The 10,425-nt window shown below is 34.9% G+C and carries 11 protein-coding genes; 9 read left to right on the top strand and 2 right to left on the bottom strand.

The genetic code is table 11. From position 1 onward, the window contains the following. Positions 1 to 145: 145 nt before the first annotated feature. Positions 146 to 1,426: a peptidase U32 family protein gene (locus RTP52_RS06040; RefSeq protein WP_312369879.1), complete on the top strand. Its 1,281-nt coding sequence runs from the start codon at positions 146 to 148 to the stop codon at positions 1,424 to 1,426. Positions 1,427 to 1,598: 172 nt separating this feature from the next. On the opposite strand, the gene sigK is transcribed toward RTP52_RS06040, so the two are convergent. Then, complete coding sequence (gene sigK / locus RTP52_RS06035; RefSeq protein WP_312369877.1) at positions 1,599 to 2,222, bottom strand: RNA polymerase sporulation sigma factor SigK; 624 nt, start codon at positions 2,220 to 2,222, stop codon at positions 1,599 to 1,601. 166 nt (positions 2,223 to 2,388) lie between these two features. Between sigK and RTP52_RS06030 the strand changes: the two genes are divergently transcribed. The 7 genes from RTP52_RS06030 to lepB all read left to right on the top strand — a co-directional run bounded on the left by RTP52_RS06030 (position 2,389) and on the right by lepB (position 8,137). Next, positions 2,389 to 3,774, top strand: coding sequence for a peptidoglycan DD-metalloendopeptidase family protein (locus RTP52_RS06030; protein ID WP_312369875.1), 1,386 nt, complete (start codon positions 2,389 to 2,391; stop codon positions 3,772 to 3,774). A 39-nt stretch (positions 3,775 to 3,813) separates the two neighbouring features. Further along, positions 3,814 to 4,407, top strand: a complete 594-nt coding sequence (locus tag RTP52_RS06025; protein ID WP_312369873.1) for a DUF3793 family protein — start codon at positions 3,814 to 3,816, stop codon at positions 4,405 to 4,407. Positions 4,408 to 4,460: 53 nt separating this feature from the next. Then, positions 4,461 to 5,231 carry a dihydroorotate dehydrogenase electron transfer subunit gene (locus RTP52_RS06020; protein WP_312369871.1) on the top strand — a complete coding sequence of 257 codons (771 nt, stop codon included), beginning with the start codon at positions 4,461 to 4,463 and terminating at the stop codon, positions 5,229 to 5,231. A 54-nt stretch (positions 5,232 to 5,285) separates the two neighbouring features. Continuing rightward, positions 5,286 to 6,188 carry a dihydroorotate dehydrogenase gene (locus RTP52_RS06015; RefSeq protein ID WP_312369869.1) on the top strand — a complete coding sequence of 301 codons (903 nt, stop codon included), beginning with the start codon at positions 5,286 to 5,288 and terminating at the stop codon, positions 6,186 to 6,188. Between the two features lie 262 nt (positions 6,189 to 6,450). Further along, a complete protein-coding gene (gene pyrE, locus RTP52_RS06010; RefSeq protein WP_312369867.1) occupies positions 6,451 to 7,128 on the top strand; it encodes an orotate phosphoribosyltransferase in 678 nt (225 codons plus the stop codon). 123 nt (positions 7,129 to 7,251) lie between these two features. Then, positions 7,252 to 7,401: a hypothetical protein gene (locus tag RTP52_RS06005; RefSeq protein ID WP_312101561.1), complete on the top strand. Its 150-nt coding sequence runs from the start codon at positions 7,252 to 7,254 to the stop codon at positions 7,399 to 7,401. A gap of 157 nt (positions 7,402 to 7,558) precedes the next feature. After that, on the top strand, positions 7,559 to 8,137 hold the full coding sequence (gene lepB / locus RTP52_RS06000; RefSeq protein ID WP_312101564.1) for a signal peptidase I: 579 nt from the start codon (positions 7,559 to 7,561) through the stop codon (positions 8,135 to 8,137). Positions 8,138 to 8,306: 169 nt separating this feature from the next. Here the strand turns inward: lepB and RTP52_RS05995 are convergent, their stop codons facing one another. Beyond that, positions 8,307 to 8,834, bottom strand: coding sequence for a hypothetical protein (locus RTP52_RS05995; RefSeq protein WP_312369865.1), 528 nt, complete (start codon positions 8,832 to 8,834; stop codon positions 8,307 to 8,309). A 292-nt stretch (positions 8,835 to 9,126) separates the two neighbouring features. Between RTP52_RS05995 and RTP52_RS05990 the strand changes: the two genes are divergently transcribed. Further along, positions 9,127 to 10,425 (top strand): SpoIID/LytB domain-containing protein (locus tag RTP52_RS05990; RefSeq protein ID WP_312369863.1); only part of this gene is annotated, 1,299 nt, incomplete at its 3' end.

The raw sequence follows: 10,425 nt of genomic DNA, 5'->3' as shown, positions 1-10,425 counted from the left end.
AAATAGAATCTGCATACAAATAGAATCTATAGACAGATAGAATCTGTAGACAGATAGACTGTAGACAAAAAGATTCTGTAGACAGAACAATCTGTCTGTAGATATGAAGAGTGTTAATAGAGGCAAGAAGAAATAGGAGGAAACTATGTTTCGTAGAGAAAAACCGGAATTGCTAATTCCAGCAAGTAACTTAGAAGTATTAAAGACTGCAATCATATATGGTGCAGATGCTGTTTACATTGGTGGCGAGATGTACGGATTACGTGCAAAAGCGAAGAACTTTTCTTTAGATGATATGAAAAAAGGAATAGAATTTGCACACCAGTATGGTAAAAAAGTTTATGTTACAGCAAATATTACTGCTCATAACCGTGATTTAAAAGGTGTAGAGGAGTATTTCCGTGAATTAAAAGAGGTTAAACCAGATGCGTTAATTATCTCAGATCCAGGTGTATTTGATATTGCAAAAGAGATTGTGCCTGAGATTGAGCTTCATATAAGTACACAAGCAAACAGTACAAACTATCGTACTTACCAGTTCTGGCATAAGCAAGGTGCAGCACGTGTTGTTTCTGCTCGTGAATTGTCCTTAGAAGAACTTTCTGGGTTAAGAGCAAACATCCCAGATGAACTTGAGATTGAAACCTTTGTTCATGGTGCGATGTGTATTTCTTATTCCGGACGTTGTCTCTTAAGTAATTATTTTACTGGAAGAGATGCAAATCTTGGAGCTTGCACACATCCTTGTAGATGGAGATATCATGTTGTAGAAGAGACAAGACCAGGGGAATACATGCCTGTATTTGAAAATGATCGCGGAACTTATATCTTTAATTCCAAAGACCTTTGTATGATTGAATATATTCCAGATCTTGTTGCAGCAGGAATTGATAGCTTTAAGATTGAAGGTCGTATGAAGACTGCACTTTATGTTGCTACGGTCGCAAGGACATACCGCAAGGCTATCGATGATTTCTATGAATCGATTGATAAATATCTTGAGAACATGGAATATTATAAAGCAGAAATCGGAAAATGTACGTATCGTCAGTTTACTACAGGTTTCTTCTTCCAAAAGCCAGATTCCAATACTCAAATTTACGATAATAATGTATATGTCAAAGAGTATACTTATTTAGGAATCGTTTCTTCTCGTAATGCGGAAGGTGCTAGTGAGATGGAACAGAGAAATAAGTTTAGTGTAGGTGATATGGTTGAAATCATGAAGCCAAATGGTGAGAATATTCCTACCAAGGTTTTAAGAATCACAGATGAAGAAGGAAATGAGATGGAGAGCTGTCCTCATCCACAACAAAAGATTTTTGTTACCTTTGATAAAGAGACTGCTCAATATGATATCATACGTGTTCAGGAGAAATCCGGCGATTCTAAGAAGGATTGTGGATGTACTTCTTGTAGTGAATAAGATAAACACGCTTAGATAACTTTTCTATGTCATTATAAAAAAGAGAAGGTGAAAATCAATGATTTTCACCTTCTCTTTTTCGTGCACCAGACATGGCACTCGCATTACTTTGAGGTCTTTTTTACCTCATTTTTTGAAGAGGGGGTATGTTAATTATAAACAAGCTTGCTTCTTAACCTTCAAATAAGTCCTTTAATTTTTTTAGTGCTTTCTTTTCAATGCGACTCACATAACTACGGCTAATTCCTAGTTTATCTGCAATTTCTCTTTGCGTGATTTCTTTCTCTCCACTTAAACCATATCTCATAATAATGATTTCTTGCTCTCTTTCATTCAAGGCAGTGTTAAGAAATGTATAGAGTCGTTTGATATTTTCTTGAATTTCAAAGATATCTACAATATCTTCATCTGTGCTTTCAATGACATCTAAAAGATTTATTTCATTTCCCTCTTTGTCAGAGCCTATAGGTTCATAAAGATATACTTCGCGTGCCTGTTTTTTACCACTGCGAAGCATCATCAATAATTCGTTGTCTATACAACGAGAGGCATAGGTGGCAAGTCGAATACCCTTATTGGCATCAAAGGTATCGATGGACTTAATTAGCCCAATCGTGCCTATGGAAATTAAGTCGTCGGTTTCTCGATCCGGCGTGTTATACTTCTTAACAATGTGCGCAACTAAACGAAGGTTACGTTCAATTAAAGTATCTCTCGCAACCTTATTTCCTGCTTTACATTGAAGTAACATCTCGTTTTCTTCCTTGGCGCTTAGCGGTTTCGGAAACGACTTCAAGCGGGCACCTCAACGCTTTGGTTTACTACTACTTTATGTCTCGTGGACAGTTTGCGTGCCTTTCCACCTTTAAAATTTATTGAAAAGTAAAAAGTTTTTATCATCGAATAAAGACAAGCACATTCACATAAGATATTATCAATACGATAGGAGAAGTAAGACATTCATGAAGGCTTTTTTTCGAAATTTAAAATTTAAAAAACCCAACCGACTTCAATGGTTAAGAAAAAAAGGGAATATAATTATTTGTTTAGAAATATTGACCATACTAATCCTTTGCATTACTTTTTTATGGAACAAAAAATTAGACAATCAATCGATTGAAGTAGCAGTGAATCCTACGACTGATAAAAAGTATATTAAGTGGGTCGAATTTAATGCTACTTATGATGCTCTAGATAAAGCATATCATTACGATATCGATACTCATAATAAAGAGGTCGAACTTCATTTTGTAGAACTATTATCTTACTTAGGAACAAAGTATGGTGGTGACTTTAAAAAATATAAAGCAAAAGATATGGACCAACTTGCTAGCAAATTATTGTCAGGAAAAGAAACAATCGAAAGTCTTACAAAAGATATGAAATATTACTCTTATTATTATGAAGCTTATGATGCGGTTCTTGGAGGACTTATCGGTGAATATGAGATAGAAGTATATGACCCTAGTAAACAAAATAATGGAACGACATCATCAAAAGCTTCAGTAACAGGTTCACCAACGAGTACACCGTTAAGTACTCTAAAAAGTACACCATCAGGTTCACCAACAAGCACACCATTAAGTTCACCAACAAGTACACCAACAGATACGCCAATGGAGACACCGTCACCGACAGTTGCACCAACAAAAGTATGGGAAAAACGTTATGGTTTGAAAGGATTTTCTCCAATTGCAAAAAATTATTACTATTATGACTATGATGATTTTGGAGCTTCCAGAAGCTATGGATACAAACGAGTTCATCTTGGGCATGATATGATGGGGCAAGTGGGTTCACCAATTATTGCAGTTGAATCTGGTTACATAGAAGCTTTAGGTTGGAATCAATATGGTGGATGGAGGATTGGAATACGTAGTTTTGATGGGAAACGTTATTATTACTACGCACATATGCGTAAGAATTTTCCTTATAACAAAGAGTTAAAAGTGGGCAGTATTGTATCTGCTGGTGATGTAATAGGTTATCTTGGAAGAACAGGTTATAGTACGACAGAAAATACAAATAATATAACTACCTCACATCTTCATTTCGGATTACAGTTGATTTTTGATGAATCACAAAAAGAAGGAAATAATGAAATCTGGGTAGATACGTATGCATTAACCAAATTTTTATATCGAAATCGTTCAGAGACCTACAAGGATTTAGAAACAAAAGAATACCACAGAATTTTTTCTATGAAAGATCCATCTGTCGAACAATATAAAAATACTTTAAATAAACATGATTTAAAAGAAAGCGATCCATATGAAAATTCGGAAGAGAAAGATATGCCGAAGGAAAAAGATATAGCAAACGATGGGGTTATTAAGGAATATAATTAATGAATTTGAATACTCCATAGAAAGAAAGGATGTACTAAGATGAAGGTATTAGCAAGATACGGGTCAAATAGATTGAAAAAACTAAATCAAATGTTTCTTGGGCTGCTACTGCCATGTGCACCAGTTATTATGCACTGCAGGGCAGCCTGTAGTTTATCTGTAATGCATAAATCAAAAGAGCAAATAGAGGTATTTAGCTGTTTTGTTCATCTGATTTTATGCAACCGGTTATTAATACAACCATTAGTGTCAACAGAGGACTTTACTGTATATCTTATTTATCAAGAGGACATGCTTTTAGAGAAAGTAAATGATGAAAGAGCTAGGCTATTGTTGGATTCGTTTGACTATCCTCATGATAGTCTTTCGGATATCGTTTCTAGGCTATCCGTAAGACTAGAAGAGTATTTTTATGAAGATGAAGCATTTCCACATGAGCTTGGAGTATTTCTAGGATTTCCGATAGACGATATTCTAGAGTTTATCAAAAAAGATGGAAAGAATTTTTTGATTACTGGATATTGGAAGGTTTACTGCAACGCTCAGGAGGCAATTAAAGTATTTTATAGTTTTGATCTTGCAAAGGAAGAAATTTACCAGTGGTATCTTAAAAATCAACGGTTGCGTTTTTAAAGGTTATCGTATACAATGTTATGGATATCATTTGGAAAGGCTTGGTGTGATACATGGCGGAAATTAAAAAAACAAAAGCTGTCATTATAGAGAATGAATTACTCTGTGATGGTATCTACAGTATATGGTTGAGGGAAGAATCCATTGCAAAGGTTGCAAAACCTGGTCAATTCCTTTCTATTTACTGTAAAGAAGGAAGTCGTTTACTTCCGCGTCCGATTAGTATCTGTGAAATCAACGAAGAGAAAACTATGTTACGAATTGTTTTTCGTGTTATAGGCGTAGGTACGAATGAAATAGCAGAAGCGAAAAAAATGGACGAAATTGAAATTATGGGGCCGCTAGGTAATGGCTTTTTCTATGAAAATACATCTAATTCTATCTTAATTGGTGGTGGCATTGGAATTCCTCCGATGTTAGAACTCGCAAAAAATCTCCCTGGAAAAAAACAAATAGTACTTGGATATCGTTCTGAAACATTCTTAGTGGACGAGTTTAAGTTATATGGTGAAGTAATCATTGCTACCGAAGATGGTAGTGTTGGTGCAAAAGGAAATGTCATCGATGCAATGCGGGAGCATGGGATTACGGATGGCATGATTTTTGCATGTGGTCCAACTCCGATGCTTCGTGGAGTTAAAAATTTTGCAAGTGAACATAATCTGGTAGCTCAATTATCTATGGAAGAGCGTATGGCATGTGGAATTGGCGCTTGTCTTGCTTGTGTGTGTAAATCCAAGGATAAGGATCACCATAGTAATGTCAATAATAAAAGAGTCTGTAAAGATGGTCCTGTTTTCTATGCGGATGAAATTGAATTATAAAGGCAGTACAAACGATCGGAATCGTAAATATCACACATAGAAATGAGGGAAAGAATGAATACAAAAGTTACCATTGCAGGAGTTACATTTAAAAATCCGGTTACAACAGCGTCCGGAACTTTTGGGTCAGGTATGGAATACAGTGAATTTGTTGATTTAAATCGTCTTGGAGCGGTAACAACAAAAGGAGTTTCTAGTGTTCCTTGGCCAGGAAATCCTGTACCTAGAATTGCTGAAACCTATGGTGGTATGTTAAATGCAATCGGGTTACAAAATCCTGGTGTTGACATGTTTGTAGAAAGAGACTTAGCATTTTTAAAGAAGTTTGATACCAAGGTCATTGTGAATGTTTGTGGGAAATCCGTTAAGGAATATGTTGAAGTAGTAGAACGTTTATCTGAGGAAGCAGTGGACTTACTGGAGCTTAATATTTCCTGCCCAAATGTAAAAGAAGGTTGTATTGCTTTTGGACAAGATCCAAAGATGATTGCAATGATAATGGACGAAATTAAACGACATGCGAAACAGCCAGTTATTGTAAAGCTTAGTCCAAACGTTACTGATATTACAGAAATGGCGAAAGCAGCAGAAGCTGGTGGTGCAGACGTACTTTCTCTTATCAATACTTTAACTGGTATGAAAATCGATATTAATCGCAGAGCATTTGCAATTGCAAATAAGACTGGCGGTATGTCAGGACCTGCGGTTAAACCAATTGCAGTTCGTATGGTATATCAAGTTGCGAATGCAGTTAAGCTTCCTATCATTGGTATGGGCGGGATTCAAAATGCGGAGGATGCACTAGAATTTATTATGGCAGGAGCAACGGCTGTGGCAGTTGGTACTGCTAATTTTATAAATCCATATGCTACGATTGAAGTTATTGAGGGAATCGAAAACTTTATGACAAAGAATCAAATAAGCGATATTAATGATTTGATTGGATGTGTAAAATAAGATCTATGAAAGACTAAAATCAGTTTGTAGTTTAAGATAGCAGTTTGAACCTGTTAGGTAAAAAGATATTTAAAAAAGCAGGATAATTTTTAGAATGAGTTTATAAGCACAATTAATTTTGAATTATTTTATAAGTATAAATTTAGAATAATTTTTAGGTATTAATTTTGAGTAATATTATAAGTACAAATAAATTTGAATAATTTTAATAGTATAAGTTGTACCTAATATAAATAACAAGAGAAATATAAAGGAGAATACTATGGAACAGTACAAGAAAGAGTTTATTGAATTTATGGTTGATTGCGGAGTTCTTAAATTTGGTGATTTTACAACAAAAAGTGGTAGAAAGACACCTTTCTTTGTTAACACTGGTTTTTACAGAACTGGAGCTCAACTAAGAAAACTTGGTGAGTATTATGCAAAAGCGATTCATGATGCATATGGACTTGATTTTGATGTACTTTTTGGACCAGCATACAAAGGAATTCCTCTCAGTGTTGCAACTGCAATGTCCATAAGCGAGCATTTTGATAAGGATGTGAAATACTGTTCTAATCGTAAAGAAGTAAAGGATCATGGTGATACTGGTATTCTTCTTGGAAGTCCAATCAGTGATGGTGACAAAGTTGTAATTATTGAAGATGTTACAACTGCCGGAACCTCAATTGGTGAGACAATTCCAATACTTTTTGCACAGGGAAATGTTGATGTGGTAGGATTAGTAGTTTCTGTTGACCGTATGGAACGAGGAAAAGGTACGAAGAGTGCCCTAAAAGAGATAGAAGAAAATTACGGAATTAAAACAACAGCTATCGTAACAATGAAAGAAGTAGTTGAACATTTATATGGAAAGCCTTATAATGGAAAAGTAGTGATTGATGATCAATTAAAACAGGTAATCGATGCTTATTATGAGCAGTACGGAGTAGAAGCATAAGATATCTTAGCTCACAAGGAAAGTTCACGAAGCGTACTTTTTCTTGTTTAGCGTATTATTAACGCCTGTACACTAAATTGTCATCGTTAATAAAAGGTTTTTGTGGCCGGAAACGAGGTTAGCATGGAGAAAGTATATAAAACAATGAAATCATCTGGTATCATAAGTCTTGTAGTTGGAATTAGTGTAACAGTAATTGGTTGCATAACTGGAGCATTTATGATTACGACCGGAGCACGTTTACTTAACAGAAAGAAAGATATATTATTCTAACATATATGGGGTGTCACAATTTTTGCGACACCCCATAAAGAATGAATGAGTGTCTATAGCATTTGCACTAAAGAAAGATAGAACATAATCAAGAAAAAGAACGCTTTGCGAACATTTTCTTGTCATGAATAAATTTCATTAGGAATGAGGTGTTGTTATGGCAAAAGACCTACAAGAGCCAGAAAAGAAGGAATTAACAACGGAAGAAAAACAGAAAAAGGTTCGTAACGAGATTATAAGCTGGATTTTAATCATAGCAGCCGGTTTTATTATGGCGTTACTAGTAAATAAGTTTGTTATTATAAAAGTTGAGATACCATCTAGTTCTATGGAAAACACGGTTATGACAGGAGATCGCCTTATTGGTAATAGGTTGTCTTATGTGATTTCAAAACCAAAGCGTGGTGATATCGTAATATTTAAATGGCCTGATGATCGATCTGAAAATTATATCAAGCGTATTATTGGTTTACCGAATGAAACTGTAACAATCAAAGATGGTAAAGTTTACATAAACCATTCGGAAACTCCACTAGACGAGCCATATTTGAAAGAGCCTATGATGCCAGAAGAAGATATGGAATTTCAAGTTCCAGAAGACTGTTATTTTTGCCTAGGGGACAATCGAAATGTATCGGAAGATGCGAGATATTGGATTAACAAATATGTTCCTCGTAAAGATATCATTGGGAAACCTTTATTCCGTTATTCACCAAAATTAGGATTAGTAAAATAGATAAGCATCATAGCCAATCGTCTATATCAATGATAAGATAATAAAACAACCTTTTATACAATAAAAAACAGCCTCATTCTTATTTGAACTGAAGCTGTTTTTTATTGTATAAAAGGTTTTAGTTATTTGTTATTTTCATAAGAATTAATAGAATAACCAATGATCTACTTTATAAGATAGAGTTATAAAGAGTAATACTTGGTGTCATTGCTATATATGGTGCTGTTATAATTGCTAAGTAAATTGATAAGCGATTTACTTGAGCTTTGCTTAGGTTTGTTTTCCTAAATGAGAAAAATCTATTCATGATATAACAAATGAATGCTGAAAAAGCAACCACAGCGATAATAAATATAGCAGAGGTTAGATGGGAATATGGATTCGTAGCTATTGGTATTGTAAGGTTTTCTATTAGCCATTCTCCTTTTGGCATTGTTTCCGATATAAACTGGGTAGAAAATAAAATGCCACATGTGATAGGATAACCAATAAATCCATATAGCGTATTCCAAATAATAGATTTCTTCCATACAGAGGATACATCATCATATCCCATATATTTTAATCCACCGAGAAGAACAAAGCTTGCTAAGATAAACTGTGTTGCAATTAAAAATATCCAAGTATTTGGCATTAATAATAAAAACCAAATTGGAAAAAGAGCAGTAACATCATAAAGTTTTACATATTTTTTCATTCATAACTCCATTTCAATGCATGTTTTTTCGTAATTAGATTTGTGTCATGGAATATGCCACGAAATGTGGTTTAAAAATTCTACACATAAATACTATTATAATGAAAAAAGCAAATTATACAACAGCTAAGGTAGATTTTTTACAAAAAAACTATTATAATACATAACAGATGTGAAGTTAGGAGTAGAAGAGTGAAAAAATTTAATCTTTCGCTCGCTCACCAAGTTTGTGCTGCGCCAAACTTGAGCCATTCGCTGTTCCTAAAAGACAGCCGCAGCATGGAGGCTAAGAATGACAATTGAAAAAAACAGGAGACGAAGCCTTTACCATGTTAAATTATCATATATTGGCTTTTTCTTAATTATATTTATTTCAATCCTGCCAAGTGGACAAGTATCTGCAAAAAATTTATTGAAGAATCAAGCTCCTTCCTCGGTTCCGCTTGTAAATAATAAAAAAGAAATGACAGATATTCGAGTAGGACTCCATGAAAAGTATGAAGGTAATTCATCAATTGAGCTTAAAACTTCAGAAATATCACTCGGATATTGTATTAATGATAAGTATCGTTCTGAAGTTAGTTTTCAATCAAGGAATGGATTTACTTTTCAGCCTGCGAAAGGTAATTATTACGTTTTGTCTACATCTTTTTCCACTTATGAGGAAGCCAAAAAAGTTGCAGACAAGATTGCGAAGCTAGGGGTACCAGCCATACCAACGGTAATTTATCGGAATCATTACCGTGTCTATGTTGGTGGTGATATGAGTAGTTCGAGCTTTTCTGCGATGTATCAAAAAATAAAAGGTAAGCTTGGGTATACTTATTTAGGACCAGTAAAAAATAATAAGCATCGAGTATTGATGTCTGGAGATGGTGCCACGCTCTTAATTGATGGAGGGATTGAAAATGCCTATCCTCAGATAAAACCAATCTCTAGAAACAGTAAAAATGTCGCTTTGTTAGATTTGGGCGAACGGTCGTATCGAGGGAGATTAGAGATCGGCTGTTATGGCAAGACTTCTTTAACTGCAGTAAACATAATTAATATTGAATCTTATCTTCTTGGTGTCGTGCCTTGTGAGATGGTTAGCAGTTGGCCAATAGAAAGCTTAAAGGCGCAAGCTGTTTGCGCAAGAAGTTATGCCCTAACAAAAACAGATTATACAGCTGATTCTAACGCGAAAAAGCCATACTCTATAGAAGATACGCAAACAAATCAGGTTTACCGTGGCTATGGTTATGAGACGAAACAGGCTACGGCAGCAGTTGCAGCTACCCAAGGAGAAGTAGTAAAATACCATGGAAAGATGATTACCTCCTATTACTCCTCAACAAGCGGGGGAAGAACTGAGGCGTCTGAAGATGTGTGGGGTAGTAAGCTACCTTATTTACGAAGTGTTGTAGATAAGTATGAAAAAATTCCTGAAAAAGGCCCTTGGGTTAAGGAATTTACAAAATCTGAAATACAAGCTATTCTTGAGAGAAATGAAAAGAGCGTAGGAAATGTAAAAAAAGTCTCGCCAAGCATTTTAACAGCATCTAATCGAGTATACTCTTTAAAAGTTACTGGTACAGAAGGTAGTACTTTG

This window comes from Lachnoclostridium sp. (assembly GCF_031997925.1).
Lineage (GTDB): Bacteria > Bacillota > Clostridia > Lachnospirales > Lachnospiraceae > Lachnoclostridium.
Note: the sequence above shows the minus strand (reverse complement) of the source record. Positions and strands in the feature narration are given on the sequence as shown.

Excerpts from the sequence above, each read along its gene's own strand:
- RTP52_RS06025 (WP_312369873.1), top strand. The coding sequence starts at position 3,814 with ATGAAGGTATTAGCAAGATACGGGTCAAATAGATTGAAAAAACTAAAT.
- RTP52_RS06030 (WP_312369875.1), top strand. The coding sequence starts at position 2,389 with ATGAAGGCTTTTTTTCGAAATTTAAAATTTAAAAAACCCAACCGACTT.
- RTP52_RS06005 (WP_312101561.1), top strand. The coding sequence starts at position 7,252 with ATGGAGAAAGTATATAAAACAATGAAATCATCTGGTATCATAAGTCTT.
- lepB (WP_312101564.1), top strand. The coding sequence starts at position 7,559 with ATGGCAAAAGACCTACAAGAGCCAGAAAAGAAGGAATTAACAACGGAA.
- RTP52_RS06040 (WP_312369879.1), top strand. The coding sequence starts at position 146 with ATGTTTCGTAGAGAAAAACCGGAATTGCTAATTCCAGCAAGTAACTTA.
- RTP52_RS06020 (WP_312369871.1), top strand. The coding sequence starts at position 4,461 with ATGGCGGAAATTAAAAAAACAAAAGCTGTCATTATAGAGAATGAATTA.
- pyrE (WP_312369867.1), top strand. The coding sequence starts at position 6,451 with ATGGAACAGTACAAGAAAGAGTTTATTGAATTTATGGTTGATTGCGGA.
- RTP52_RS05995 (WP_312369865.1), bottom strand. The coding sequence starts at position 8,834 with ATGAAAAAATATGTAAAACTTTATGATGTTACTGCTCTTTTTCCAATT.
- RTP52_RS06015 (WP_312369869.1), top strand. The coding sequence starts at position 5,286 with ATGAATACAAAAGTTACCATTGCAGGAGTTACATTTAAAAATCCGGTT.